Origin of the sequence: Kribbella polygonati, assembly GCF_050320105.1 — a bacterium.
Classification (GTDB): domain Bacteria; phylum Actinomycetota; class Actinomycetes; order Propionibacteriales; family Kribbellaceae; genus Kribbella.
In genome coordinates, this window is the sequence record NZ_CP190129.1 from 8308071 (window position 1) to 8332121 (window position 24051).

The following is a 24051-nucleotide window of genomic DNA, read 5'->3' on the forward strand; positions in this document are numbered from 1 at the left end:
GGCCGGGAACTTCCGGTCGCGGCGCCGCGTTGAGCCGTCGTACGAACAAACCAGGGTCCGACCCGGGTTTTCCCGACGTGCGCAAAGGACGGTGACCGCGGCACCATGGCCTTCACGCTCATTGCCGAGAGGACCCAGGGAGGCGTCGCGGTGAAGCCGTCGACGGTGCAAGCGGTGCCGGAGGTGCTGCCGTCGTGGGACGAGATCGTGCGTACGCACTCCGCCCGCGTCTACCGACTGGCCTACCGCCTGACCGGTAACAAGCACGACGCCGAGGACCTGACCCAGGAGGTCTTCGTCCGGGTCTTCCGCTCGCTGTCGTCGTACACGCCGGGCACCTTCGAGGGCTGGCTGTACCGGATCACCACGAACCTGTTCCTGGACGGCGCCCGCCGCAAGCAGCGGATCCGCTTCGACGGCCTCCCCGAGGACGCCCACGACCGGCTGCCGGCCAAGGGCGAGGGGCCGGCCGAGAAGCTCGACTCCGACCTGTTCGACCACGACGTACAGGACGCGCTCGACGCGCTGCCCGAGGACTTCCGCGCGGCCGTGGTGCTGTGCGACATCGAAGGCATGACGTACGACGAGATCGCGGACGTCCTGGATGTGAAGCTCGGCACCGTCCGGAGCCGGATCCACCGCGGCCGGTCGATGCTGCGCAAGCACCTCGAGCACCGGGCCCCGCGGTCCGGCCAGACCCGCGTCGGCGGCCCGCCCACCGACGGACTGTTCGACGGGGGTGACCTCGGATGACGCACCCGCTGGACAAGCTCAGCGCCGTCGTCGACGGCGAGCTCGACCACGACTCCCGGGACAAGGTCCTCAGCCACCTGGTCGGCTGCGACAGCTGCCGCACCGAGGTCGACGCGCAGCGCCGGCTGAAGGCGCGGATGGCCGCGCTGGACACCCCGGACGCCCCCACCGACCTGATGCAGCGCCTGATGGGCGTCTCGTCGTTCTCGACCGAGCCGCGCGAGGAGGTCCGCCCGGTGCTCACGCCGGCGGTCAGCCTGTTCCCGCAGCGGTCCGCGTTCCCGGCGGGGCGGTCGGGTGGCACCCGGCCGGGGACCACCCGCACGCGTTCCCGCCGCCGCGCCGGCGTGCTCGGGGCGGCCGGCTCGGCCGCGGCCGTCGCCTCCCTGCTCGGTACGGCGTTCGTCGTCGGCGACCCGTCCCGCTCGGAGCAGCCGCCGGCCCTGCAGCCGCCGGTGGCGAGCTTCTCCTCCGACCACGCGACCACGTCCGGCGGAGCGCCGTTCGCGGACCCGGTCGCGCTGATGAGCACGTACAGCCCGACGGGGTATGCCGGGCTCGGCTCCACGCTGCGGCCGGTGGCCCTCGCAGGGCGCTGACCTGTGAGCCTCTCCCGGCTCGCCATCCTGGTCAGCACCGCTCTGATCGGATTCGGCCTGCCCACGTCCGCTGCCGCCGTACCCTCGGTGTCGAAGGCCGATTCACCGACCGCGGTGAGTTGGCTGCGGAGGGCGGCGGCCGCGCCGAACCACGTCTCGTACCACGGCACCCAGATCATCACGTCCTGGGGACCGCAGGGGGCCAGTTCGGCGATGTTCGACATCCTGCACGCGGCGTCCCAGGGGTCGGAGATCAGCGTGCTCGGGTCGTCCGCGCCCGGGGCGAAGGCGTTCGTGCAGCGGGCGACGACCACGGACGCGGCGATCGACGGCGGGCCGCTGGCGTTGCTGCAGTCGACGTACCAGCTGATCGACAAGTGCTGCACCGATCTGATCGGGAGGGCCGCGATCCTGGTGGAGGCGCTGCGGGACGATCGGACGCTGGCCGCGCGGTTCTGGATCGACAAGGCGACCGGGTTGCTGCTGCAGCGGCAGTTGTTCAGCGCCGACGGGAAGACGATGGTGCGGGCGACCGTGTTCACGGAGCTGCACATCGAGAGTTCGGAGTTCCTCGGTCACCTGCCGCCGATGCTGCCCAGCGGTGTGGAGGCCGTCGGGATGGGGAAGGTTGACGACCTGCGGTCCGCCGGGTGGGTTTGTGCGCCGGATCTGCCGGCGTCGCTGAAGCTGTACGACGTGCATCAGGACACGACGAACGGGTCCTTGCAGTTCTCGTACTCCGACGGGCTGTTCAACGTGTCGGTGTTCGAGCAGCGGGGAGCGCTGGACCCGGCCGCTGTGCGGGGGTACAGCACGACGGACAGCCCTGGGGTGTACCTGCGGTACGGGATGCCGTCGTACGTCGTGTGGTCGTCCGGGGGGATCGTTTACACGTTGATCGGGGACCTGCCGGCGGATCAGCTCGGACAGGTGGTCAGGTCGTTCCCGCACGACCTGCCGGAGAAGCTGTCCGCGATCCAGCGGCTGGGGACCGGGCTGGCGAAAATCGCGACCTGGCTCACTCCGATGGGTGCACTGTCCCCGAAGCTGGGATAATCACATCTGGAAGCACCTCCGGTTACCTCCGGCCCGGGCTTCCGACCGACGACCACGACGAAGACGTGAGGCGGGGACCGTCAATGACCGACGACGCCGAGCCGACAGTTCCAACCCCGGCAACCGCGGACCCAACCGCACCCCTGCCACCCACCCCTGCCTCCCTCACCACCACCCCACCCCCAGCCCCAACCGGCAACTCGCCGCTGGCGTCCGGACCGGGCGGCCCCGGCGGTGGAACGGGCGGCGCCGCCGCTGCGGGGGACGGACTCGGCGGTCCCCTCGTCGGCGGTGCTGAAGCGGGCGCGCCCGGCACGCCGGCACCAGCAGCGAGCGGCTCCGCCGCGGGATATCCAGCGGGGAGCTCCGGCGTGCTGGGATCGGGAACGGGTGGCTCCGCCTCCGCAGGGGGCGCGCCCGGGCTGGGTGGGGGGTCGGTGTTGTCGGCGTTGACGCCGCCTCCGTTGGGGGCGGGGGCTGTGCCGCTTCAGACTCCGGGGTCGGATGCGGCTTATCGGCAGACGAACGGTGGGCGGTCGACCACGCAGCGCAGTTTCGGGCGGCCTGAGCCGCAGCAGCAGGGCAGCTTCCGCCCGCTCTACCAAGGGCAGGCCTGGCCGACCGAGCAGCCGCCGTACCGTCCCGCGTACCTCCCGCCGCCACCGGCCGACTGGCACCAGCAGCAGGCCCGCTCGTACACCTCCGAGCCCCCGAAGGTGAACCGCGTCGTCACGATCGCCGCCCTGGTCGCCCTCGTGATCGGCGTCCTCGCCGGCGCCGGCGCCGCCACCGCGGTGGTCGCCCTGGACGGCAACAACGCCCCGATCGCGACCCAGCCCGATCCGCCGATCGGCACCGGCGCGGACCCGCGGATCAAGACCGGTTCGGTCTCCGCGGTCGCCGCCGCCCTGCTCCCGAGCGTCGTCCAGCTCAAGGTCCAGGGCGCCGACAACTCCGACGCCACCGGCTCCGGCTTCGTGATCGACAACCTCGGGCACATCCTGACCAACAACCACGTGGTCGAGGCCGCGGCCAAGGGCGGCTCGATCCAGGTCGTCACCAACGACAACAAAACCGCGACCGCCCGCCTCGTCGGCCGCTCCCCGGCGTACGACCTGGCCGTCGTCCAGGTGGCCGGGCTGACCGCGCCGTCGGTGCAGTTCGGCCGCTCCGAGGCGGCGATCGTCGGCCAGGACGTGGTCGCGATCGGCTCGCCGCTCGGCCTGGCCGGCACCGTCACCTCGGGCATCATCTCGGCGAAGAACCGCCCGGTGACCACCGGCGACGACACCGGCCAGGCGTCGTCGTACATCAGCGCGCTGCAGACCGACGCGGCGATCAACCCGGGCAACTCGGGCGGTCCGCTGGTCGACATGAACGCGCGGGTGATCGGCATCAACTCCGCGATCGCCACCGTGGCCGGAGCCAGTGGCGGCCAGAGCGGCAGCATCGGGCTCGGGTTCGCGATCCCGATCGACCAGGCCCGCCGGACCGCGCAGCAGATCATCGCGACCGGTCAGGCGTCGTACCCGGTGATCGGGGCCAGCGTCGACATGACGTTCGAGGGCGGCGGCCGGGTCAGCGCCGTGACGCCGCGGTCGCCGGCCGCGAAGGCCGGGCTGCGGGTCGGCGACGTGATCACCGCGATCAACAACCAGGCGGTGGACAGCGCCGAGGTGCTGATCGTCGCGATCCGCACGCATCAGCCGGGGGAGGCGGTCCGGCTCGCGTACGAGCGCGGCGGAGCTTCCCGCACGGTTACGCTCGTTCTCGGCCAGCAGATCGGCTGAGGCGCCACAGCCGGCCTGGGGATAGGCTGGTCCGGGAACGTACGGAGAGGTGAGGACATGTTCGGCATCGGGCCGCTGGAACTGGTCGTGATCGCGATCGTCGCCGTACTCGTCTTCGGACCGGATCGGCTCCCGGAGTTCGCCCGGACGGCGGGCCGGCTGCTGCGCCAGGTCCGGCAGATGGTCAACAACGCGCAGACCGACCTGCGCAACGAGCTCGGCCCGGAGTACGCCGACCTCGAGCTGCAGGACCTGAACCCGAAGAACTTCGTCCGCAAGCACCTGCTCGACCCGATCGAGGACGAGATCAAGTCGGTCTCCGAGATGAGCAGCACCGAGAACACCCAGCAGCGCCTCCCGGCCGGCGCGAAGCCGCCGTTCGACCCCGAGTCGACCTGATCACCTCCGCCGGAACAGCAACCCGGTAGCGACCGCACCGGCAACAGCGGGCAGGAGCGCCAGCAGGCCCCACAGCGGCGGGTACGGGTGTACGCCGTACTCCGAGGCCGCGAGCAGCGTGATGCCGAGCGAGGCGGTCAGCAGTACGACGAGTACGCCGACGCCGGCAGCGATCAGGCGGTGGGAGCGGGCCAGTCCCGCCACGAGTAACCAGAGCAGGCCGTTGACGACGGCAACGCCGTACAGCATGCCGTAGAGGGCGCCGGCGGACGCGTGCTTGCCGTACGCCGCGTACCCGTTGGACGCGTGCTCGAACAGGCTGCGGCTGCCGGTCTGGTCGACGATCGCGATCACGCCGATCAGCAGGGAGAGGCCGACGGCGATCAGTGCTGTGCGCTTTTCTGAAAGTGACTGTCTCATGCAAGTGACTGTACGAACGGCGGTGACGCCTGGTCAAGAGTTTTAGAGAGTGACTTGCTGAAGCGCGGAACTGTCTCTAAGGTCGGGACATGGCTACCGGTCTGCGGGAACGCTGGCGTGTGAAGGCGCGGCGAACGATCCAGGAACGCGCGCTCGACCTGTTCGACGAGCGCGGGTTCGGTGCGGTGACGATCGAGGAGATCGCCGCCGCGGCCGAGGTGTCGCCGTCGTCGGTGTACCGGTACTTCGGCACCAAGGAAGGGCTGATCGTCGCCGACGAGTTCGACACGATGAGCGAGGAGGCGTTGCAGGAACTGTTCGACCCGGCGGACCCGGTCGGCACGATGACGCGGATCGTCCGCGACTACGAGGTCGCACCGGACGACCGGGAGCCGATCCCGTGGCGGCGGATCAGGTACTTCTTCAAGGAGCCGTCCGTCCGGACGGCGTTCTGCGCGTCACTGGACCGCGCGAGCCAGCGGATCGCACCGCTGATGACCGGCGGGCACCTCAGCCAGACGCAGGCGCGGGTGGCCGCGAACGCCTTGGTTTTCGGGTACTTCTCGGCGCTCGAGCAGTGGTACCTGGACGGCGGGACCAGGCCGGTCGCGGAGTACGTCGCGGAGGGGCTCGACGTACTCCGGCCGATCTGGTCAGCGACCGGCGGGGGAGAGGCCTAGCTGGCGGCCGAGCAGCCCGCGCGGCTTGCCGCCGAGCGTTGCGGCGATCTTGTCCAGCACCTGCGCGGCCGGGGTGTCCGGGTCCGCCAGGGTGAGCGGCTGACCGAGGTCGCCGCCGGAGCGGAGCCGCTCGTCGAGCGGGATCTCGCCGAGCAGCGGGATCGGGTACCCGAGCCGTGCGGACAGCGTCTCCGCGACCCGGGTGCCGCCGCCGGAGCCGAAGATCTCGATCCGGTGCTCGGGACCGCAGTGCGGGCACGGCAGGTACGACATGTTCTCGACCACGCCGGCGACCCGCTGGTGCACCATCTGCGCCATCGTGCCGGCCCGCTCGGCCACCTCGGCAGCGGCCTCCTGCGGGGTGGTCACGACGATCACCTCGGCGCTGGTCAGCCGCTGACCGACCGAGATCGCGATGTCGCCGGTGCCGGGCGGCAGGTCCAGGAGCAGTACGTCGAGGTCGCCCCAGTAGACGTCGGCGAGCATCTGGACGAGCGCGCGGTCCAGGATCGGGCCGCGCCAGGCGACCACCTGGTCGCGCTTCGGCTTCAGCATGCCGATCGAGATCACCTTCACGCCGTGCGCCGGCACCGGCATGATCATGTCGTCCACGGCGGTCGGGCGCTCGTCCGCGACCCCGAACATGGCCGGCACCGAGTGGCCGTAGATGTCCGCGTCCAGGACGCCGACCGACAGGCCCTGACGGGCCATCGCGACGGCCAGGTTCACCGTGACGGAGGACTTGCCGACGCCACCCTTGCCGGACGCGATCGCGAACACCTTGGTCAGCGAGTCCGGCCGGGAGAACGGGATCTCCTTCTCGGCCACGCCGCCGCGCAACTGGGTCTGCAGCGCCGCGCGCTGCTCGGCCGACATCACACCGAGGTCGATCTCCACGCCGGTGACGCCGTCGAGCTTGCTCACCGCGGCCGTGACGTCGCGGCGCAGCGTGTCCTTCATCGGACAGCCGGCAACGGTCAGCAGGACGCGTACGGCGACCACGCCGTCGTCCCGGACGACGACGGACTCGACCATCCCCAGGTCCGTGATCGGCTTCTTGATCTCGGGATCGAGCACTCCACCGAGCGCCGCGGTCACCTGCTCAGCAGTGGCAGCCATGCCCCAAGGCTACGTGCTCCCCCCACCCCACCCGACCACGGTCCATGTGACGCTCACTTCACAGGCCGGGGGCGCCGTAGATGGGGAACCAGCGGGAGAGGTCTTGTTCGAAGTTCAGGTCGGCGCCTACTACGGACTTGATCTGGAGTTCTTTGGCGTTGTCGCGGCGGTCGGTGCCTACTGGGACGAACGGGTACCAGGAGCCGCGTTTGTACAGGTAGACCAGGCCCAGGGGCTCGGTGCCGTTGGTGAAGGCGACCAGGGTGCACAGGAGCGCGTTGCCGAAGCCCGCGTCGACAAGGGACGTGTTGACGGCGTGCAGGTCGGTGACGAGCGTTTCCAGGTCGTCAGGTGCCGTCTGCCGGACCAGCCAGGTGAAGCCGTACGAGTCCGTCGTACTGGTGAACTTGCCGTTGTCGAGGGCGAGCAGCTTGTCGACCTCGTCCCGCAGCGCGGTGAAACCGCCGCCCTCGGCCGCCTTGAAGCACACGGACCCGCTGCCGGTCGGACGGTAGTCGGCCGCGGTCTCCAACGTGATCGCGGCCGACGGAAGCGAGAACAACTGGTCGAGGTTCGGCGGAACTGCTTTGCTCCTGCCGAGCAGGATGTCGAGAAGGCCCATGTGTCTAAGCTTGCTCGCCCAGCTCACGGGAGAGCGCACCGAGCCGCTCGAGGCGTGTCTCGAGCGACGGGTGCGTGGAGAACAGCGCCGACACGCTCTTGCCGCCGGAGATCGCCGGGGCGAAGAAGAACGCGTTGAACGCCTGCGCCTGGCGCAGGTCGCGCGACGGTATCCGGGCGATGTCGCCGCTGATCTTGGTCAGCGCCGACGCCAGCGTGGACGGTCTGCCGGTGAGCATCGCCCCGGCCCGGTCGGCGGCCAGTTCGCGGTATCGCGACAGCGCCCGGGTGAGCAGGAACGAGATCGCGTACACCGCGACCGACACCGCGATCACGGTCAGCATCACCAGCGCCGCGTTCTGGTCGCGGTTGCCGCGGCCGAGGCCGCCGTACAGCCCGAAGCGGGTGATGAGGCCGGCCAGTACGCCGAGGAACGACGCGATCGTCATCACCGCGACGTCCCGGTGCGCGACGTGCGAGAGCTCGTGCGACAGCACGCCCTCCAGCTCGTCCTGGTCGAGCCGGCGCATGATGCCGGTGGTCACGCAGACGACCGCGTTGTTCGGGTTCCGCCCGGTGGCGAACGCGTTCGGCAGGTCGACGTCGGCGATCGCGACCCGCGGTTTCGGCATGTCGGCGAGCGCGCACAGCCGGTCGATCGTGCCGTGCAGCTCGGGCGCCTCCTCCGGCGTCACGATCCGCCCGTGCATCGCGTACAGCGCGATCCGGTCGGAGAACCAGTACTGCACGAACAGCATGCCGCCGGCGATCACGACGGCCAGTACGGCGCTCCGGGTCAGCGCGATCAGCACGCCGACGAACGCGACGTACAGCAGTCCGAGCAGGAAGCTCGTGATCACCATCCGGCTGGACAGCCCCCGGTCGGGCGCGAATCGAGTCTTCATCCCACGTCCTTCTTCCTCACCTGATAGCGAGGGTAGCTCGGGGTCAAACCCGATCGTCCTCGCGCGTGTCCAGATCCGCCAGCAGCGACCGCAGCTCGGAGCGCAGGAAGTCCCGGGTGGCGACCTCGCCGACCGCCATCCGCAGCGACGCCATCTCCCGGGCCAGGAACTCCATGTCCGCGCGGGTCCGGGCGTCGACATCGCGGTCCCGCTCGTACTGCACCCGGTCCCGGGCCTCCTGCCGGTTCTGCGCGAGCAGGATCAGCGGGGCGGCGTACGACGCCTGCAGGCTGAGCGCGAGGGTGAGGAAGATGAACGGGTAGGTGTCGAAGCGCAGGCCGGCCGGCGCGAAGATGTTCCAGCCGATCCAGAACAGGATCGTCACGGTCATGTAGACGAGGAACTGCCCGGTGCCGAGGAAGCGCGCGATCCGCTCGGACAGCCGGCCGAACGCGTCCGCGTCGTACGCCGGCCGCGGCACGAACGTCCGCCGCCAGTCCCGCGGTACGTCGAGCCGGGTACTCCCGCGCAGCGTCCTGCGGTCGTCACGTGCCATCGTGGCCCACCTCCTGCGGCGTGTCCGGGTGATCGTGCTCCCGCCAGTCGTCCGGGAGCAGATGGTCGAGTACGTCGTCCACGGTGACAGCACCGAGCAGCCTGCCCTCGTCGTCGAGCACCGGTGCGGCGACCAGGTTGTACGTGGCCAGGTACTTGCTGACGGTCTGCAGGCTGTCGTCAGGACGCAGCCCGTCCAGGTCGGTGTCGAGTGCCGCGGACACCAGCTCGGACGGGGGTTCGCGGAGCAGCCGCTGGATGTGGCCGATGCCGATGAACCGCCCGGTCGGTGTCTCGAGCGGGGGCCGGCAGACGTAGATCATGGCGGCCAGAGCGGGGCTGAGGTCGGCGTTGCGTACGTGGGCGAGTGCATCGGCCACGGTGGCGTCCACCGGCAGGATCACGGGCTCCGACGTCATCAGACCGCCGGCTGTGCGTTCCTCGTACGTGAGCAGCCGCCGTACGTCTTCTGCTTCCTCGGGCTCCATCAGCGTCAGCAGGCGCTCGGCGGTCTCGGTCGGCAGCTCGGCGATCAGGTCGGCCGCGTCGTCCGGGGACATCTCCTCCAGCACGTCCGCGGCGCGTTCGGTGTCCATGCCGTCGAGGATCTCCACCTGGATGTCCTCGGGCAGTTCTTCGAGTACGTCGGCCAGCCGCTCGTCGTCCAGCGCCGCCGCGATCTCCTTGCGGCGCTTGGGAGACAGGTCGTGCAGTACGCCGGCCAGGTCGGCCGGGCGCATCGACTCGAAGGCCGCGAGGATGTGGGTCGCGCCCTGGCCCTCTTCCACCTGGGTGAACCCGCTGACGTCGCTCCAGTCGAACACATGCGTCTGGCCGCGCCGCCTGAACCGCTTGGAGCCTTCCCGCACCGCCACCTTGGTCAGCAGCCAGTCCCTGGTTCGCCATTGCTCCATGGCCATGTCGAAGACGACCGCGGTGGCGCCCGTGTCGGCGATGGTGACCGTCCGGTCCAGCAGCTCACCGAGGACGAGTACTTCGGTCGTCCGCTGCTCGAAGCGCCGCATGTTCAGCAGGCCGGTGGTGATGACGTGCCCGACGTCCACGGAGGTCACCCTGGTCATCGGGAGGAAGATGCGGCGCCGGGTGAACACCTCGACGACCAGGCCGAGCACCCGCGGCGGCTGGTTGCCCTGGCGCATCATGGCGACCACGTCCCGGACCTTGCCGACCTGGTCGCCGTTGGGGTCGTACACCGGCAGCCCTGCCAGCCGAGCGACGTACACCCTCGACGGTGATCCAGTCATGCCGGAAGGCTAACCCGCGGAGCCGGAGTCTCGGCTGAGGACGCTTCGTAGACTTTTGACCCTCGGGCGACAACGAAGTGGGGTGCGGATGCCGGCGACCACCGGGCTGGGTGTGGACGAGGAGACCGCGTATCTGGAGCTGGTCCGCCGGGGTGCCGCGGCGCCCGCGGACCTGTGCCGGCGGCTCGGGCGGCCGCTGCCGGACGTCCTGCGGGCGATCGACGTACTGCTGGCCGAAGGGTTCGTGCACCGTACGCCGGCACCGGGCGAGCTGATCGTCGCGGTGCCGCCGGAGCTGGCCGTGGAGCAGCTGATCCGGCGGCAGGAGGAGGAGTTCGAGCGGATCCGGAAGTCGGCGTACCGGCTGGCAGCCGAGGCGACCCGGCAGGGCGGTGCCCGGCGGACCGAGGAGCTGATCGAGATCGTCACCGGCGAGTCCGCGGTCGCGCTGGCGTTCGACCGGGTGCAGCGGACGGCCCGGGCCGAGATGCGCGAGCTGGTCGCCCCGCCGTACGTCGCGACGGCCGAGGTGAACCGGACGCAGCTGGACCGGCAGGTCGCCGGTGTGACGTACCGGGTGGTCTACGACAACTCCGCGCTCGCCGACGCGGTGCTGGCCGCGAGCGCGGTCAGCCATGTCCGGGCGGGGGAGCAGGCGCGGATCGCGGACATGCTGCCGACCAAGCTGGCGATCGCTGACCGCGAGCTGGCGCTGCTACCGCTCGACTGGGCCACTCCTGCACAGGACGCGGCGCTACTGGTGCATGCCTGCAGCCTGCTGGACGCCCTGGTCGCTCTCTTCGAGACCGTGTGGAACAGGGCGAGCCCGCTGAGCGTCACCGACTCGGACAGCCTGGAGCCGGAGGAGGCGATGTCCGCGGAGGACAGGCATCTTCTCTCGTTGCTGGTCGCAGGGCTCACAGATGACGCGGCTGGCGCCCGCCTGGGCATCAGCCGCCGTACGGTCGCCAGACGGGTCCAGCAGCTGATGGAACAGACCCACTCACGTTCCCGTCTGCAGCTGGGCTGGCATGCCCGCGACCGCGGCTGGCTGTGACGATTGCTGCGGGCAACTAGCTGAGCTTGGGGCGGCGGCGGATCGGCCGGTGCAGTGTTGTCGGCGGCTTGCCGCGGGTGGTGGCTCGGGTCGGGGCCGGCGCTTCGGCCCTGGGAGAGTCGTCGGCCACGCCGGTGAAGTCACCGGTCGGCTCGAGGACCAGCACGTCGGCCTGGGTGCGCCAGCGCTCCAGTTGGGTGTCAAGGTCGGCTGCGTTGAGCCGCTCGGTACGTAATACCTGCGCGGCTGCCGTCCACTCGTCGCTGCCGGGCTCCAGGCGCCGTACGGTCGCCGTCCAGCTCGCCAGGCGGTTCATGGCGGGCTTGGCCGGTACGACGACCGTGACGGAGCCGGCCGTTGCGAGTCCGGGGAGCGGCTGCTCGGCGCCGTCCGCCGAGTCGGCGAGTACGACGTACTGCCCGTCGACGTTCGCGAACCAGGCCGGAACCGCACGGCGACCGTCCCAGGCCAGCCACACCAGGCCGGCCTTCTTCATCACGCCGGCGATGTCCTCGATGCTCACAGGACCCAGTGTTTCACGGTGAATCGGGACACACTCGGAGAGGAAGTGAGCCGGGTCACCGGGACGGCGGCGGCGGAGGCCGTACGCTGCCGGTGACCGGTGGGTAACCGAGTGGAGGTCGACCGTGGTGGACAACGTGACGGACAAGGGTTTGCGCAGCCGGCGGTCGTGTCTGGCCACCCCGGGGTCGAACCCGCGGTTCCTGGAGAAGGCGAAGGGGCTGGACGCGGACCAGGTCTTCCTGGACCTCGAGGACTCGGTCGCACCGCTGGCCAAACCGGACGCCCGGAAGAACATCGTCGCCGCGCTCAACGAAGGCGGCTGGGGGAACAAGCTGCGCGTCGTCCGGGTGAACGACTGGACCACCGAGTGGACGTACGCCGACGTGATCGAGGTCGTCGGCGGCGCCGGCCCGAACCTCGACTGCATCATGCTGCCGAAGGTGCAGACGCCCGAGCAGGTGGTCGCGCTCGACCTGCTGCTCACCCAGCTGGAGAAGGTGCACGGGTACGAGCCCGGCCGGATCGGCATCGAGGCGCAGATCGAGAACGCGCTCGGCCTCACCAACGTGAACGCGATCGCGACCGCCTCGGCGCGGGTCGAGACGATCATCTTCGGCCCGGCGGACTTCATGGCGTCGATCAACATGAAGTCGCTGGTGGTCGGCGAGCAGCCGCCCGGGTACGACGTCGGCGACGCCTACCACTACATCCTGATGCAGATCCTGATGGCGGCCCGCGCCCACGGCAAGCAGGCGATCGACGGCCCGTACCTGCAGATCAAGGACGTCGACGGCTTCCGCCGGGTGGCCGGCCGCTCCGCCGCCCTCGGCTTCGACGGCAAGTGGGTCCTGCACCCCGACCAGATCGCCGCCGCCAACGAGGTCTACTCCCCGCGCCAGGAGGACTACGACCATGCCGAGAACATCCTCGACGCCTACGACCACTACACCTCCGCCGCCGGCGGCGCCCGCGGCGCGGTGATGCTCGGCGACGAGATGATCGACGAGGCCAGCCGCAAGATGGCCCTCGTCATCTCCGCCAAGGGCCGCGCCGCCGGCTTCACCCGCACAAACGTCTGGACGCCCTAGACCTGGGACATGATCGCCAGCAGCTGACCGTCGGGGTCGGGGAAGAACGCCATCCATTCCTCGACCCCGTCGTCGTGCTTGTGGATCAGGTGCGGCGCGTTCTCGAACACCACGCCGCGCTCCCGGAGCTCGTCGTACGCCGTGTTGATGTCGTCGACGCGGAAGTACAGCGTCGACGCCGCGCCCTCGCCGACGCTGAGGAACAACCGGGTCCCACCGCAGTCGAAGAACGCGAGATCGCCGAAGGTGTACAGGTGCGGCAGTCCGAGGACGTCGCGGTAGAACTCCACCGCCCGGCCGATGTCGCTGACCGGCCTGGCGATCTGGCCGATCGCTCCTAGCTGCACCATCTCCGTGCCTCCCTGTGCTCGCAGTGCGCTGTCGAAGGGCACGCCGCGCCAGGTCCGCAGCTCGGCCCGGCGATCCAGGCCGAGCTTCAGCAAGGCGTTCGCGACGTGGAACTTGACCGCGTCCACGCTGACCCCGCGGCGCTGCGCGATCGTCCGGTTCGACATCCCGTGCCGCACCATGTCGACCACCCGCCATTCGGCGGGGGTGAGTACGTCGGGATGCCGCGGCCGGCCACGCTTGCCCACACCGTCAAGGTAGCTGCGCGGCCGCGGAATTACCCTCCCCCTAGCGCGTCCACACCTTGAAGATCCGGATCGGCTTCGCGGGTGGGCCGTCCTGATCGGGGTCGGCGATGCCGGCGGCGACCATGCGGTCGAAGGTGGACATGCCGGCGACGACGTGGCCGAGGACGGTGTAGTTCGGGGCGATGTGCGCGAACGAGTGGACGACGAAGAACTCGGAGCCGTTCGTTCCCGGGCCCTGGTTGCCGTAGGCAACGGTGCCGCGGTCGTAGGTCTCCTGGCCGGTGACCTCGTCGGGGAACTTGTAGCCGGGGCCGCCTTCCTCCTGGCGGTAGATGTCGCCGCACTGCAGGACGCCCAGGCGGGCCGAGTTCGTCAGCCGGAAGCACTGCGTGGCGTCGTAGAAGCGGCTCTGCACCAGGTGGACGAAGTTGTGGACGCCGCACGGTGCGTTCGCGCGGTCCATCCGGACCACGAACGGCCCGTAGTTCGTCACGAAGTACACATCCACGGTGCCCTTCGCGCGGGCGTTCGCGGACGGGATCCGGACCGGCTTCGCGGCCGGGTTGTCCGGCGTCGGGGTGAACTCGCACTTCACCACGGGCCGCGGGTGCCGGTCCGGCGCGGCGGAGGCGGTGGTGGTCGTCAGGGTGGTCGCGACCAGTGCGGCCGCGAGCAGGGCGGGTAGCTTCATCCACCCACCGTAGTACTCCGATCGCTGTCCGCAGAGGTTTCTGAAGCTTTTCGCCGCGGACTCGATCATCCGGCGGTTCGCCGCCTAAGGTGATGCGGTCCACTGCGGAAGGTGAATGCGTGAACGGCGAGGTACTGGCAGGTCGGTACCGGTTGCTGACCCTGCTGGGCAGGGGCGGTGCGGGCGAGGTGTGGCAGGCCGAGGACACCGTCCTCGACCGGCAGGTGGCGGTGAAACTGCTGCGCAGCCTCGACGGCGACCCGATGGACGCCGTCGAGCGGTTCCGGGCCGAGGCTCAATCAGCCGCTCGATTGACCCACCCGAATGTCGTGGCGACGTACGACGTCGGCGCCGAGGGCGACCACGTGTTCCTGGTCCTGGAGCTCGTCCAGGGCCCGGACCTGGCCAAGCTGATGCGTACGTCGGGACTCCCGCCCGCGACCCTGGTCGAGAAGATCGCCGTCCAGGGTGCCCGTGCGCTCGACGCCGCCCATGAGGCCGGCATCGTGCACCGCGACGTGAAACCGGGCAACCTGCTGCTGGCGCCCGACGGCACGCTCAAGATGACCGACTTCGGCATCGCGAAGCGCGCCGGCAACGAGACGACCGCCCTTGGCGTCCTGCTCGGTACGGCGTCGTACGTGTCGCCGGAGCAGGTCCGTGGCGAGCCCGCGACGCCGGCCAGCGACTGGTACTCGTTCGGCTGTGTCCTGCACGAGCTCCTGACGGGTACGCCGCCGTTCACCGGGCCGACCGCGGACGTGGTGATGCGCCAGCACCTGGAGGCACCACCTCCGCCTGTGACGCGTACCGACGTACCGGCTGAGCTGGCCGGACTGGTCACGCACCTGCTGGCGAAGAACCCGGCAGACAGGCCCGCCTCGGCCGCTGATGTCACCGCGTTGCTCGCACCGGCCAACCAGACCCAGGTGCTCGCCTACGCACCGCCAGCCGCGGCTGAGGTCGTGGGAGTAGGGAAGTGGCAAGACGACGAGACCCGCGCGCACCGGGCGGCGCCCAGCCGCGGGTTCCCGCTAGTAAAGGTGGGTATAGCTGCAGGCTTCGTGGTGGCTGCCCTGGTTGGAGCGCTGTTGCTCCGTTCAGGCGTGTCGAACGATCCGCCGACAGCACAGGCCGGCGGTACGCCGTCTGCGCCGGTTCAGAAGGCCACGGTCGCGCCCAAGACGACAAAGAGCACCACACCGAAGCCCACACCGACGCCTACAAAGACCACGCCTACCAAGACGCCCACGCAGAACCCGCAGGCTGTCCTGGTGCAGCGGCTGCGGACGCTGGCCGCACAAGTGCGTGCCACGCAGCAGCAGGGGAAGAACAGCAAGGCTCCACGTGAGGCCGCGCGCCAGCTGGACGAGGCGGCGCAGGCTGTGGACCAGGGCAACCTGCAGGCGGCCGCACAGCACTTCTACGAGGCCAGGCAGCGCCTGATCGAAGCCCAGCAGCACCACCGCTGGCAGGCCACCCAGCAGATCGCCACGCTGTTCCAGACGGTCGGGAAGTCGCTGCCCCGCCCGAACGGCGGCGACAACAACGAGTGAGCCACGCGACCTCCCACGGGTGGCCGGTGTCACAGCGGGTGTCAGGCTGGTACCACGATACTCACTGGTACGCAGGCCAAGGAGGCGCAGATGAGCAGGTTGCAGCAGACCGACGGGCTGACCGACATCCAGGAGGAGATCCTGAAGACGGTCCGGGCCTTCGTCGAGGCGGAGATCCTCCCGGTCGCCACCGAGCTCGAGCACCGCGACGAGTACCCGACCGAGATCGTCGAGGGCCTCAAGGAGCTCGGCCTGTTCGGCCTGATGATCCCCGAGGAGTACGGCGGGCTCGGCGAGTCGCTGCTGACCTACGCCCTCTGCGTGGAGGAGATCGCCCGCGGCTGGATGAGCGTCTCCGGCATCATCAACACACACTTCATCGTCGCGTACATGCTGCTCCAGCACGGGACCGACGAGCAGAAGCAGAAGTACCTGCCGCGGATGGCGACCGGCGAGGTCCGGGGCGCGTTCTCGATGTCCGAGCCGGGCTGCGGGTCCGACGTCTCCGCGATCAAGACCAAGGCCGTGCGCGACGGCGACGACTACGTGATCAACGGCCAGAAGATGTGGCTGACGAACGGCGGCTCGTCGACCCTGGTCGCCGTACTCGTCAAGACCGACGAGGGGCAGGAATCGGTCTACAAGAACATGACCACGTTCCTGGTCGAGAAGGAGCCCGGGTTCGGCGAGGTCGACAAGGGCCTCACGGTGCCGGGCAAGATCGAGAAGATGGGCTACAAGGGCGTCGACACCACCGAGCTGGTGTTCGACGGGTACCGGATCGACGCCGGCCAGATCCTCGGCGGCGTTCCGGGCAAGGGCTTCTACCAGATGATGGACGGCGTCGAGGTCGGCCGGGTGAACGTCGCGGCCCGCGGCTGTGGCGTGGCGCGACGGGCGTTCGAGCTGGGGATCTCGTACGCCCAGCAGCGCGAGACGTTCGGCAAGAAGATCGCCGACCACCAGGCCGTGCTGTTCCGGCTCGCCGACATGGCGGTCAAGGTCGAGGCCGCGCACGAACTGATGGTGAAAGCCGCGCGGAAGAAGGACAGCGGCTCCCGCAACGACTTCGAGGCCGGCGTCGCGAAGTACCTGGCCAGCGAGTACTGCGCCCAGGTCGTCGAGGACTCGTTCCGGATCCACGGCGGCTACGGCTTCTCGAAGGAGTACGAGATCGAACGCCTCTACCGCGAGGCCCCGATGCTCCTGATCGGCGAGGGCACCGCGGACATCCAGCGGATGATCATCGGGCGCCGGCTGCTCGAGGACTACAAGCTCTGACCAAGCTCTGAGCTGCCCGGCGCGCTGGGTCGACGGGCGGGGCGGTGCCGGTCGGCCCAGCGCGCATTGGGGCAGGGCTCAAGGGGGGCGGGCTAGGCGGGCGCCCGACCGGGGATGGGAGCCGGGACGCGGCCGGAGCCGTGGCCGGAGAGCAGCCAGATGCCGAGTTGGGTGATCTCGTGCCGGACCGAGGCGCCGGAGCGGCGGGTGGTGATCAGCCCGGCCTCCCGCAGTACGGTCGCCTGGTGGCTGGCCGCGGCCGGCGAGATCTTGCAGCGTTTGGCGAGTTCGGTCGTCGTACAGCCGCTGACGGTCGCTTCCAGCGCGGCGGCCCGGGTCGACCCGAGCAGGGATCCCAGCGGGTCGCTCGACGGCGCAGCCTCCGTCGACGCCTGCCGCAGGATGCCGGGCGCGTGCTGGATCGGGTAGACCAGGATCGGTTTGAGGTCCGGGTCCCGCAGCTTCGTCGGTACCTGCCAGCAGAACGCCGAGGGCTGCAACTCGATTCCCCTGCCATCGAGATACAGATCGCGGTCGTTCATGTCCAGCACCTGCAGCACCGGCGCGACCCACCGGACCCGCGGGTGCAGCGACGACAGCAACCGGTGGACGCCGTGCCGCGCGAGCGTCTCGCCGCGGTGCGCGTGGTCGGCGGACACATGGGTGCCGATCGACTTCCAGTACGGCCGGATCGCCACGTCGTGGTACGTCCGGATCGCCCGGCCGAGCTTCTGCATCGACGTCCGGTCCCCGTGCGCGAGCTCCCGGGTCCACGGCGACGCCGGGCGCCACTTCTGCAGCAGGTCGAGCTGACTGCGGACCTGGTGCCGCGGGGTCGCCAGCGTCTGCTCCAGCGCGGTGTCGAAGTCCGGCGCGGCCTCGGCCGGGGTCAGGAAGTCCGGCGAGTACCCGTGGGCCGGGGTCAGTTCGAGCAGCAGCCGCATCTGGTCCGGGCCGACCGTCGTACGCACGTGCCGGCGCCAGTCCTCGAAGATCAGCCGGCCTTCCGAGTGCTGGAGCATGTGCAGGCTCAGCAGCACCTCCCAGAGCGGTGCCGGCCTGGTGGCCACCGTGACCCGGGTCAGGTCGCGCGGCGTGAAATGGATTCGCAGCATCGCAGTCCCCTCCCGTTCCTCGTTGTCACCACGTCCCCCGGCGCCGATCGCGGAAAGTAATCGTCTCCTGACCGAACGCGACCCCGGAATTCAATCAAGGCAGGGGAGTGGGCGACAACTGTTTGAACAATCCAATCAGGTAGTACTCCTGGCCATGGCAAAAGGTTGCCACCTCACCTCAACGCACCGAGCGGCGCCGGAGGTTCAAAGCCAGTGGTTCCGCTTGAACAGTCGGTAAAGGGTGAAACAAGCGCAGACCATCACGCCAAGCACCACGAAGTACGCGTACTTGAGGCGCAACTCCGGCATGTAGTCGAAGTTCATCCCGTAGATCCCGGCGATCATCGTCGGTACGGCGAGGATCGCGACCCAGGCGGAGATCCGGCGCATGTCCTCGTTCTCGGCCACCTGGACCTGGGCCAGCCCGGCCTGCAGGATCGAGCTGAGCAGCTCGTCGAACGAGATCACCTGCTCCTTGACCCGCTGCAGGTGGTCGTCGACGTCGCGGAAGTAGTTCCTGGTCTCGTCGGTGATCAGCGGATGCCGAACGGTCGCCAGCGCGCGCATCGGCCCGGTCAGCGGCGCGACCGCCCGCTTGAGCTCCAGCACCTCGCGCTTCAGCTGGTACACCCGGTCGATGTTCCGCCAGCCGCGCGGCGTGAACATGTCGGTCTCGATCAGGTCGATATCGGCCTGTACGGCGTCCGCGACCTCCAGGTACCGGTCGACGACATGGTCCGCGATCGCGTGCAGTACCGCGCCGGGGCCGGTGGCCAGCCGGTGCTGCTCCTTCTCCAGGTCCTGCCGCAGTCCGGTCAACTCGCTGTGCTCGCCGTGGCGGACCGTGACCACGAAGCCCGGGCCGCAGAACACCATCACCTCACCGGTGGCCACCACTTCGCTGGTCGCGGTCAGGTCCCGGTGCGGGACGTACGTGACGGTCTTGAACACCGCGAACAGCGTGTCGCCGTACCGCTCGAGCTTGGGCCGCTGGTGCGCCTCGGAGGCGTCCTCCAGCGCCAGCGGGTGCAGCCCGAACTCGGCGCCGACGATCGCCAGTTGGTGGTCGGTCGGCTGGAACAGGCCGATCCAGACGAACCCCTGGCCGCGGCGCGCCCGGTCGAGTGCCTCGGTGTACGAGTCGACCCGGTGGTCGCGGACGCCGTCGCGGTACAGCCCCCAGTCGACCAGGGCGCCCTCGAGCTTGCCGCGGACCACCTCGTCCGACGGGCGCCCGGCAGCGCCGCCACGGCGGGCGAACACTCGTCCCACACGGCGTGTCGCGCCCATGTCCCATCGTCGCCCGGCCATCAACGGCGAGGCTATCAAGACGTGGTAACCAGCCGTCGGCAATGATGGGGGTGCAAGCACGTGGAGAGGAACGACGATGACCGCGCAGGGCATGCCCTCGATGGACCCCAGGCCGACCGGTCTGACGATCGGGACCTACGACACCTACCGGGAGGCGCAGCGAGCAGTCGACTACCTCTCGGACGAGAAGTTCCCGGTCGAGCACACGACCATCGTCGGCAACAACCTGCGCCAGGTCGAGAAGATCACCGGCCGGCTCACCTGGGGCAAGGCGCTGACCGCCGGTGTCGCCAGCGGTGCCTGGTTCGGGTTGTTCGTGGGGCTGCTGCTGGGGCTGTTCACCACCAACAACTGGATCGCCGCGGTGATCACCGGCGTGGTGCTGGGCGCCTTCTTCGGGCTGGTGTTCGGCGGGCTGAGCTACGCGCAGTCGGCCGGCCGACGGGACTTCACCTCGCGGACGGCCGTGGTGGCGACGACGTACGACGTACTCTGCGACTTCAAGTTCGCCGAGGAGGCGCGCAACCACCTGGCGAAGCTGGCGCTCAAGGGTGAGGTGCACCCGCTGCTGCCGCAGCAGCCGCACCCGCAGCAGGACCTGCCGTGACCTATCTCTCCTCGTGGTGAGAGCCAGACCACGGTCCGGAGTGCCCGGACCCGGCAGCATGGGGAATCCAGGAGCTGAGGAGGAACCGGGATGCAGTTCGGGCGGAGCTACGAGGAGTTCGAGGTCGGTGCGGTCTACAAGCACTGGCCGGGCAAGACGGTGACGGAGTACGACGACCACCTGTTCTGCCTGCTGACGATGAACCACCATCCACTGCACCTGGACGCGAACTACGCCGGGGAGACCACCCAGTTCGGCAAGAACGTTGTGGTGGGCAACTACATCTACTCGATCCTGCTCGGGATGTCGGTCCCGGACGTGAGCGGCAAGGCGATCGCGAACCTGGAGATCGAGTCGCTGCGGCACGTCGCGCCCACCTTCCACGGCGACACGATCTACGGCGAGACGGTCGTGCTGGACAAGTGGGAGTCCAAGTCCAAGGACGACCGCGGCGTCGTGTACGTCGAAACCAAGGGCTACAAACAGGACGGCACCGTCGTCTGCCTCTTCCGCCGCAAGGTCATGGTCCCCAAGAACAACTACCTGGAAGCCCGCGGCGGAGAACAGCCAGGCCGCCCGACCCCGCTCGACAGCTGACCCATCCGTCAACGGCCTCGTGGTCAGTCGTGGAGTTCTTCGTGGACGGTGAGGATTGTCAGGGTTGGGGATCCGCCGACCGCGGCGAGTAGGGCGGGGGCGGCGGGTGGCTTGGGTCCGGTGCGCATCGTGTCGAGCGCGGCCCGGTCCCGCCACAGGGTCTGGATCCGCCAGTGGGTGTCGTCCTGCTGGAGGAGCCGCGACTGCAGCAACCCGTCCGGCCTCGGTTCGTGGGCGAGCTTGCGGAAGCCTTCGAGCAGTTCCGGGACCCGATCGGGCTCGACCGTGGCGCTCACCTCGGTAAGGATCATCATCGTTCCCCCTTCGTTGCCAGCATGACGCCCGATCCCGCGGCAGGGAACGGGACCGGGCGCCAGGTCAGGGAGACGTAAGGTCAGCTGAGGAACAGCTCGATCACCGGGACGAGGACGTTCGGCGTCTGGATCGGGAGTTTGAGGGTGAGGGTCTCGGTGGAGACTCCGCCCATGGTGGTGTTCTGGGCCTGCTGGTGAGGGTCGCTGACGATGCGTTTGATCTCCGAGGCGTCGTTCAGGAGCTGGGCGTACTTGACCTTGCCGGCCAGGCCCTGCAGGTGGATGTGGCCCATCGGCCAGGAGAACAGGTGCAGGTACAACCGGTTGCCCTTCTGGGTGAACCGGCAGTCGACCGGGGCGACGTACCCGTCGGCGGGGCGCGCGCCGCGGATCGACCGTTCGTGCAGCCGCATCCACTCGCCGATCGACGACAGCGTCGCCAGCGCCCGCGGGTCGAACTCGCCGCGGCCGGTCGGGCCGACGTTCAGCAGCAGGTTGCCGTCCTTGGAGACCGAGTCGACGAGCATCTTCACCAGCGTCTCGGGTGACTTCCAGTCCAGGTTGTCCCGGTCGTACCCCCAGCTGCCGTTCAGCGTCTGGCACGCCTCCCACAGCACCGGTACGCCGTCCCGCTGCATCGGCCCGTCCGGCTGGTACTGCTCCGGCGTGACGAAGTCGCCCGGGATGTCCAGCCGGTCGTTGATCAGGATGCCCGGCTGCAGTTCCCGGACCATCGCCATCAGCTTCTCCGACTGCCAGTCGTCGCGGCCCTTCCCGTGCCCGTCGCGGCCGTCGTCGTACGTCCGGCCCGGGTACGAGAAGTCGAACCACATGATGTCGATCGGCCCGTAGTTCGTCAGCAGCTCCCGGGTCTGCGCGTGCAGGTACTCCGCGTAGACCTCGATGTCCCGCCCGGCCGCCTTCGCGATCGCCTCCTCGTCGTCACGCTGCGGGTGCACCAGGTCGATCGGGAACTCCGGGTGGTGCCAGTCGATCAGCGAGTGGTAGAACCCGACCCCGAGTCCCTCGGCCCGGCACGCCTCCACGAACGGCCCGACCAGGTCCTTGCCCCAGGCGGTCTTCGCGACGGTGTAGTCCGACACCTGCGAGTCCCACAGACAGAAGCCCTCGTGGTGCTTGGTCGTGAGTACGGCGTACTTCATCCCGGCCTCACGCGCCGCCTTCGCCCACTTGCGCGGGTCGTACAGGTCCGGCTCGAAGTGATCGAAGTACGGCTGGTAGTCCTCGTCGGTGAGCCGCTCGCGGTTCTTCACCCACTCGTGCCGGGCCGGCAGCGCGTACAGCCCCCAGTGGACGAACAGGCCGAACCGCCAGTCGCGGAACTTCTCGACAGAAGCTGCCGGAGGCGTATCAGTCATCAACATTCTCCTTGAAGTGATTTAGCGGCCGCCCAGACCGGTGACGAGCAGGCCGCGGACCAGGTGTTTCTGCAGCAGGACGACGAGCAGCACGGTGGGCACCATTGCCATCACCGACGCGGCCATCATCAGGTTCCACTGGGTGCCCTGCTGACCGACGAACTGCGCCAGGCCGAGCGGGACGGTGCCCTTGTCCTCGACGCTGTTGATGATGATCAGTGGCCACAGGAAACTGCCCCAGAAGCTGATGAACGTGAAGACGGTCAGTACGGCGATGGCCGGCCGCGCGAGCGGCAGCATGATCCGCAGGAAGGACCGGAACGGGCCACAGCCGTCCACCCGGGCCGCTTCCTCGATCTCGGCCGGGACGGTCAGGAAGAACTGCCGCAGCAGGAACGTGCCGAACGCCGTGAACGCCCACGGCAGGATCAGCGCCCAGTAGCTGTCCACCCAGCCGAGCGACTGCATCAGCCAGTACATCGGCACGATCAGCACCTCCTGCGGCACCATCAGCGTACCGAGGAACAGCACGAACAGTTGCTCCCGGCCCCTGAATTTCAGCCGCGCGAAGGCGTACGCCGACATGCTCGACGCGCACACCACCACCAGCGTCCCGGTGACCGCGACGAACAGGCTGTTCAGGAAGTACCTGCCGAACGGCGCGAACGTGAACGCGTCGGCGTAGTTCTGCCAGCGGATCTGCGACCCGAACAGGTGCGGTGTCGGCGTGAACACCTCGTCCGCGGGCTTCAGCGACGTCGAGACGGCGTACACCAGCGGGCCGAGGAAGACGATCGCGACCGCGACCAGCAGTACGTGCGAGACCACCCGGCGGACATTCTCAGACGTCATAGTTGACCCACTTCCGCTGGCCGACGAACTGGATCGCGGTGATGCCCATGATGATCACGAACAGCACCCACCCGGCCGCCGAGGCGAGCCCCATGCTGAGGAACTGCCAGCCCTGGTTGTAGACGTACATGACGATCGTCTGGGTGGACACGCCCGGCCCGCCCTGGGTCAGGATGAACGGCTGCGCGAACACCTGGAACGACGTGATCAGCGTCATCGTGGTGGCGAAGAACAGCGACGGCGTGATCATCGGCCAGGTCACGTACCGGAACCGCTGGAACGGGCCGGCGCCGTCGATCTGCGCGGACTCCAGCTGGGACTGCGGCACCTGGTCGATGGCGGCGGAGAAGACCAGGAAGTTGTACCCGAACCCCTGCCAGATCGACATCGCGACGATCGCCGGCATCGCCCAGTTCGAGGAGCCGAGGAAGTTCGGCGCGTGGATCCCGAACCAGCTGCCGAGGCCCGCGTCGAGCAGCCCGCCGGGCTGGAACAGCAGCCGCCAGACCATCACGTTCGCGACCATCGGCGTCATCACCGGGATGAAGAACAGCACCCGGAACGCCTGCCGGCCCTTGATCTTCGGGCCCAGCCAGGTGGCCAGCCCGAGCGAGACGACCACGTTCAGCGGCACGTACAGCACCACGAACAGCGCGGTGTTCAGTACGACGCGGCGGAACACCGGGTCGCCCAGCAGGTGCGAGTAGTTGCCGAACCCGAGGAACTTCCGCTCGCCGAACACCGGCCAGTCGAACAGGCTGATCGCGAGCGCCATCGCGGTCGGGAACAACGTGAACAGTGCCAGCCCGCCCAGGCTGGGGGCGAGGAACACCGAGGCGTAGCGCCCGTCCCGCCGCAGCGCGGGCCGGCGCCCCGGCCGAACCTTCTCGGCCGGGGCGACGGATTCCTGAACGGTCACC

27 protein-coding genes are annotated in these 24051 nt (G+C 69.2%); 12 read left to right on the forward strand and 15 right to left on the reverse strand.

Annotation, left to right across the window (positions count from 1 at the left end):
- Window positions 1-105 precede the first annotated feature (105 nt).
- The 5 genes from sigE (at window position 106) to ACQHIV_RS40090 (ending at window position 4597) form a co-directional block, all read left to right on the forward strand.
- Window positions 106-753: an RNA polymerase sigma factor SigE gene (gene sigE, locus ACQHIV_RS40070; RefSeq protein WP_427889664.1), complete on the forward strand. Its 648-nt coding sequence runs from the start codon at window positions 106-108 to the stop codon at window positions 751-753.
- Window positions 750-1352: an anti-sigma factor family protein gene (locus ACQHIV_RS40075; RefSeq protein ID WP_427889666.1), complete on the forward strand. Its 603-nt coding sequence runs from the start codon at window positions 750-752 to the stop codon at window positions 1350-1352. Before sigE ends, ACQHIV_RS40075 begins: the two co-directional genes overlap by 4 nt.
- A gap of 3 nt (window positions 1353-1355) precedes the next feature.
- Complete coding sequence (locus ACQHIV_RS40080; protein ID WP_427889667.1) at window positions 1356-2408, forward strand: sigma-E factor regulatory protein RseB domain-containing protein; 1053 nt, start codon at window positions 1356-1358, stop codon at window positions 2406-2408.
- Between the two features lie 479 nt (window positions 2409-2887).
- Complete coding sequence (locus ACQHIV_RS40085; RefSeq protein WP_427889669.1) at window positions 2888-4198, forward strand: S1C family serine protease; 1311 nt, start codon at window positions 2888-2890, stop codon at window positions 4196-4198.
- Between the two features lie 57 nt (window positions 4199-4255).
- Window positions 4256-4597 (forward strand): sec-independent translocase, encoded by a 342-nt coding sequence (locus ACQHIV_RS40090; RefSeq protein ID WP_427889670.1) that lies wholly within the window; start codon window positions 4256-4258, stop codon window positions 4595-4597.
- On the opposite strand, the gene ACQHIV_RS40095 is transcribed toward ACQHIV_RS40090, so the two are convergent.
- Window positions 4598-5017 carry a hypothetical protein gene (locus tag ACQHIV_RS40095; RefSeq protein ID WP_427889671.1) on the reverse strand — a complete coding sequence of 140 codons (420 nt, stop codon included), beginning with the start codon at window positions 5015-5017 and terminating at the stop codon, window positions 4598-4600.
- 89 nt (window positions 5018-5106) lie between these two features.
- On the opposite strand from ACQHIV_RS40095, the gene ACQHIV_RS40100 reads away from it, so the two are divergent.
- The gene (locus tag ACQHIV_RS40100; protein WP_427889673.1) at window positions 5107-5697 is read left to right on the forward strand and encodes a TetR/AcrR family transcriptional regulator; all 591 of its coding nucleotides are present in this window, start codon (window positions 5107-5109) and stop codon (window positions 5695-5697) included.
- Here ACQHIV_RS40100 and ACQHIV_RS40105 read toward each other — a convergent pair.
- The 5 genes from ACQHIV_RS40105 to ACQHIV_RS40125 are packed head-to-tail and all read right to left on the reverse strand — an operon-like array spanning window position 5671 to window position 10162.
- Complete coding sequence (locus ACQHIV_RS40105) at window positions 5671-6816, reverse strand: Mrp/NBP35 family ATP-binding protein (RefSeq protein WP_427889675.1); 1146 nt, start codon at window positions 6814-6816, stop codon at window positions 5671-5673. The genes ACQHIV_RS40100 and ACQHIV_RS40105 overlap by 27 nt on opposite strands.
- A gap of 58 nt (window positions 6817-6874) precedes the next feature.
- Window positions 6875-7438 carry a PspA-associated protein PspAB gene (gene pspAB / locus ACQHIV_RS40110; RefSeq protein WP_427889677.1) on the reverse strand — a complete coding sequence of 188 codons (564 nt, stop codon included), beginning with the start codon at window positions 7436-7438 and terminating at the stop codon, window positions 6875-6877.
- 4 nt (window positions 7439-7442) lie between these two features.
- Window positions 7443-8342 carry a zinc metalloprotease HtpX gene (gene htpX / locus ACQHIV_RS40115; protein WP_427889679.1) on the reverse strand — a complete coding sequence of 300 codons (900 nt, stop codon included), beginning with the start codon at window positions 8340-8342 and terminating at the stop codon, window positions 7443-7445.
- A gap of 43 nt (window positions 8343-8385) precedes the next feature.
- The gene (locus tag ACQHIV_RS40120; RefSeq protein ID WP_427889680.1) at window positions 8386-8898 is read right to left on the reverse strand and encodes a DUF1003 domain-containing protein; all 513 of its coding nucleotides are present in this window, start codon (window positions 8896-8898) and stop codon (window positions 8386-8388) included.
- Window positions 8888-10162, reverse strand: a complete 1275-nt coding sequence (locus ACQHIV_RS40125; RefSeq protein ID WP_427889682.1) for a magnesium transporter MgtE N-terminal domain-containing protein — start codon at window positions 10160-10162, stop codon at window positions 8888-8890. Before ACQHIV_RS40125 ends, ACQHIV_RS40120 begins: the two co-directional genes overlap by 11 nt.
- An 88-nt stretch (window positions 10163-10250) precedes the next feature.
- Between ACQHIV_RS40125 and ACQHIV_RS40130 the strand changes: the two genes are divergently transcribed.
- Window positions 10251-11219, forward strand: a complete 969-nt coding sequence (locus tag ACQHIV_RS40130) for a helix-turn-helix domain-containing protein (RefSeq protein WP_427889684.1) — start codon at window positions 10251-10253, stop codon at window positions 11217-11219.
- Window positions 11220-11235: 16 nt separating this feature from the next.
- On the opposite strand, the gene ACQHIV_RS40135 is transcribed toward ACQHIV_RS40130, so the two are convergent.
- Entirely contained in the window at window positions 11236-11742 is a 507-nt protein-coding gene (locus ACQHIV_RS40135; RefSeq protein ID WP_427889686.1) for a hypothetical protein, read from the reverse strand.
- A 127-nt stretch (window positions 11743-11869) separates the two neighbouring features.
- On the opposite strand from ACQHIV_RS40135, the gene ACQHIV_RS40140 reads away from it, so the two are divergent.
- A complete protein-coding gene (locus ACQHIV_RS40140; protein WP_427889687.1) occupies window positions 11870-12832 on the forward strand; it encodes an HpcH/HpaI aldolase/citrate lyase family protein in 963 nt (320 codons plus the stop codon).
- Here the strand turns inward: ACQHIV_RS40140 and ACQHIV_RS40145 are convergent.
- Window positions 12829-13428 carry a VOC family protein gene (locus ACQHIV_RS40145; RefSeq protein ID WP_427889689.1) on the reverse strand — a complete coding sequence of 200 codons (600 nt, stop codon included), beginning with the start codon at window positions 13426-13428 and terminating at the stop codon, window positions 12829-12831. The two genes, ACQHIV_RS40140 and ACQHIV_RS40145, sit on opposite strands and share 4 nt — an antisense overlap.
- Window positions 13429-13468: 40 nt before the next feature.
- Window positions 13469-14119 carry a peptidylprolyl isomerase gene (locus tag ACQHIV_RS40150; protein WP_427889691.1) on the reverse strand — a complete coding sequence of 217 codons (651 nt, stop codon included), beginning with the start codon at window positions 14117-14119 and terminating at the stop codon, window positions 13469-13471.
- Between the two features lie 119 nt (window positions 14120-14238).
- Here ACQHIV_RS40150 and ACQHIV_RS40155 point away from each other — a divergent pair, with 119 nt between their 5' ends.
- Window positions 14239-15675, forward strand: coding sequence for a serine/threonine-protein kinase (locus ACQHIV_RS40155; protein WP_427889692.1), 1437 nt, complete (start codon window positions 14239-14241; stop codon window positions 15673-15675).
- Window positions 15676-15765: 90 nt separating this feature from the next.
- Window positions 15766-16956 carry an acyl-CoA dehydrogenase family protein gene (locus tag ACQHIV_RS40160; RefSeq protein ID WP_427889694.1) on the forward strand — a complete coding sequence of 397 codons (1191 nt, stop codon included), beginning with the start codon at window positions 15766-15768 and terminating at the stop codon, window positions 16954-16956.
- A 92-nt stretch (window positions 16957-17048) separates the two neighbouring features.
- Here ACQHIV_RS40160 and ACQHIV_RS40165 read toward each other — a convergent pair whose 3' ends face one another.
- Together ACQHIV_RS40165 and ACQHIV_RS40170 are read right to left on the reverse strand one after the other, a co-directional pair.
- A complete protein-coding gene (locus ACQHIV_RS40165) occupies window positions 17049-18071 on the reverse strand; it encodes an ArsR/SmtB family transcription factor (protein ID WP_427889696.1) in 1023 nt (340 codons plus the stop codon).
- A 204-nt stretch (window positions 18072-18275) separates the two neighbouring features.
- A complete protein-coding gene (locus ACQHIV_RS40170) occupies window positions 18276-19382 on the reverse strand; it encodes a magnesium and cobalt transport protein CorA (protein ID WP_427889698.1) in 1107 nt (368 codons plus the stop codon).
- Window positions 19383-19458: 76 nt separating this feature from the next.
- On the opposite strand from ACQHIV_RS40170, the gene ACQHIV_RS40175 reads away from it, so the two are divergent.
- Window positions 19459-19989, forward strand: coding sequence for a general stress protein (locus ACQHIV_RS40175; protein WP_427889700.1), 531 nt, complete (start codon window positions 19459-19461; stop codon window positions 19987-19989).
- 90 nt (window positions 19990-20079) lie between these two features.
- A complete protein-coding gene (locus ACQHIV_RS40180) occupies window positions 20080-20586 on the forward strand; it encodes a MaoC family dehydratase (RefSeq protein ID WP_427889702.1) in 507 nt (168 codons plus the stop codon).
- A 23-nt stretch (window positions 20587-20609) separates the two neighbouring features.
- On the opposite strand, the gene ACQHIV_RS40185 is transcribed toward ACQHIV_RS40180, so the two are convergent.
- The 4 genes from ACQHIV_RS40185 to ACQHIV_RS40200 all read right to left on the reverse strand — a co-directional run bounded on the left by ACQHIV_RS40185 (window position 20610) and on the right by ACQHIV_RS40200 (window position 24050).
- Window positions 20610-20900: an antibiotic biosynthesis monooxygenase gene (locus tag ACQHIV_RS40185; protein ID WP_427889704.1), complete on the reverse strand. Its 291-nt coding sequence runs from the start codon at window positions 20898-20900 to the stop codon at window positions 20610-20612.
- 80 nt (window positions 20901-20980) lie between these two features.
- Window positions 20981-22279: an alpha-L-fucosidase gene (locus ACQHIV_RS40190; protein WP_427889706.1), complete on the reverse strand. Its 1299-nt coding sequence runs from the start codon at window positions 22277-22279 to the stop codon at window positions 20981-20983.
- A gap of 21 nt (window positions 22280-22300) precedes the next feature.
- Window positions 22301-23131, reverse strand: a complete 831-nt coding sequence (locus ACQHIV_RS40195; RefSeq protein WP_427889708.1) for a carbohydrate ABC transporter permease — start codon at window positions 23129-23131, stop codon at window positions 22301-22303.
- Window positions 23121-24050 (reverse strand): carbohydrate ABC transporter permease, encoded by a 930-nt coding sequence (locus tag ACQHIV_RS40200; protein WP_427889710.1) that lies wholly within the window; start codon window positions 24048-24050, stop codon window positions 23121-23123. Before ACQHIV_RS40200 ends, ACQHIV_RS40195 begins: the two co-directional genes overlap by 11 nt.
- Window position 24051: the final 1 nt, after the last annotated feature.

Bases quoted from the DNA above. Each gene is read 5' to 3' on its own strand.
- sigE (WP_427889664.1), top strand. From the start codon at position 106: ATGGCCTTCACGCTCATTGCCGAGAGGACCCAGGGAGGCGTCGCGGTG.
- ACQHIV_RS40075 (WP_427889666.1), top strand. From the start codon at position 750: ATGACGCACCCGCTGGACAAGCTCAGCGCCGTCGTCGACGGCGAGCTC.
- ACQHIV_RS40090 (WP_427889670.1), top strand. From the start codon at position 4,256: ATGTTCGGCATCGGGCCGCTGGAACTGGTCGTGATCGCGATCGTCGCC.
- ACQHIV_RS40095 (WP_427889671.1), bottom strand. From the start codon at position 5,017: ATGAGACAGTCACTTTCAGAAAAGCGCACAGCACTGATCGCCGTCGGC.
- ACQHIV_RS40100 (WP_427889673.1), top strand. From the start codon at position 5,107: ATGGCTACCGGTCTGCGGGAACGCTGGCGTGTGAAGGCGCGGCGAACG.
- ACQHIV_RS40105 (WP_427889675.1), bottom strand. From the start codon at position 6,816: ATGGCTGCCACTGCTGAGCAGGTGACCGCGGCGCTCGGTGGAGTGCTC.
- pspAB (WP_427889677.1), bottom strand. From the start codon at position 7,438: ATGGGCCTTCTCGACATCCTGCTCGGCAGGAGCAAAGCAGTTCCGCCG.
- htpX (WP_427889679.1), bottom strand. From the start codon at position 8,342: ATGAAGACTCGATTCGCGCCCGACCGGGGGCTGTCCAGCCGGATGGTG.
- ACQHIV_RS40120 (WP_427889680.1), bottom strand. From the start codon at position 8,898: ATGGCACGTGACGACCGCAGGACGCTGCGCGGGAGTACCCGGCTCGAC.
- ACQHIV_RS40125 (WP_427889682.1), bottom strand. From the start codon at position 10,162: ATGACTGGATCACCGTCGAGGGTGTACGTCGCTCGGCTGGCAGGGCTG.
- ACQHIV_RS40130 (WP_427889684.1), top strand. From the start codon at position 10,251: ATGCCGGCGACCACCGGGCTGGGTGTGGACGAGGAGACCGCGTATCTG.
- ACQHIV_RS40150 (WP_427889691.1), bottom strand. From the start codon at position 14,119: ATGAAGCTACCCGCCCTGCTCGCGGCCGCACTGGTCGCGACCACCCTG.
- ACQHIV_RS40160 (WP_427889694.1), top strand. From the start codon at position 15,766: ATGAGCAGGTTGCAGCAGACCGACGGGCTGACCGACATCCAGGAGGAG.
- ACQHIV_RS40165 (WP_427889696.1), bottom strand. From the start codon at position 18,071: ATGCTGCGAATCCATTTCACGCCGCGCGACCTGACCCGGGTCACGGTG.
- ACQHIV_RS40170 (WP_427889698.1), bottom strand. From the start codon at position 19,382: ATGGCCGGGCGACGATGGGACATGGGCGCGACACGCCGTGTGGGACGA.
- ACQHIV_RS40175 (WP_427889700.1), top strand. From the start codon at position 19,459: ATGACCGCGCAGGGCATGCCCTCGATGGACCCCAGGCCGACCGGTCTG.
- ACQHIV_RS40180 (WP_427889702.1), top strand. From the start codon at position 20,080: ATGCAGTTCGGGCGGAGCTACGAGGAGTTCGAGGTCGGTGCGGTCTAC.
- ACQHIV_RS40185 (WP_427889704.1), bottom strand. From the start codon at position 20,900: ATGATGATCCTTACCGAGGTGAGCGCCACGGTCGAGCCCGATCGGGTC.
- ACQHIV_RS40190 (WP_427889706.1), bottom strand. From the start codon at position 22,279: ATGACTGATACGCCTCCGGCAGCTTCTGTCGAGAAGTTCCGCGACTGG.
- ACQHIV_RS40195 (WP_427889708.1), bottom strand. From the start codon at position 23,131: ATGACGTCTGAGAATGTCCGCCGGGTGGTCTCGCACGTACTGCTGGTC.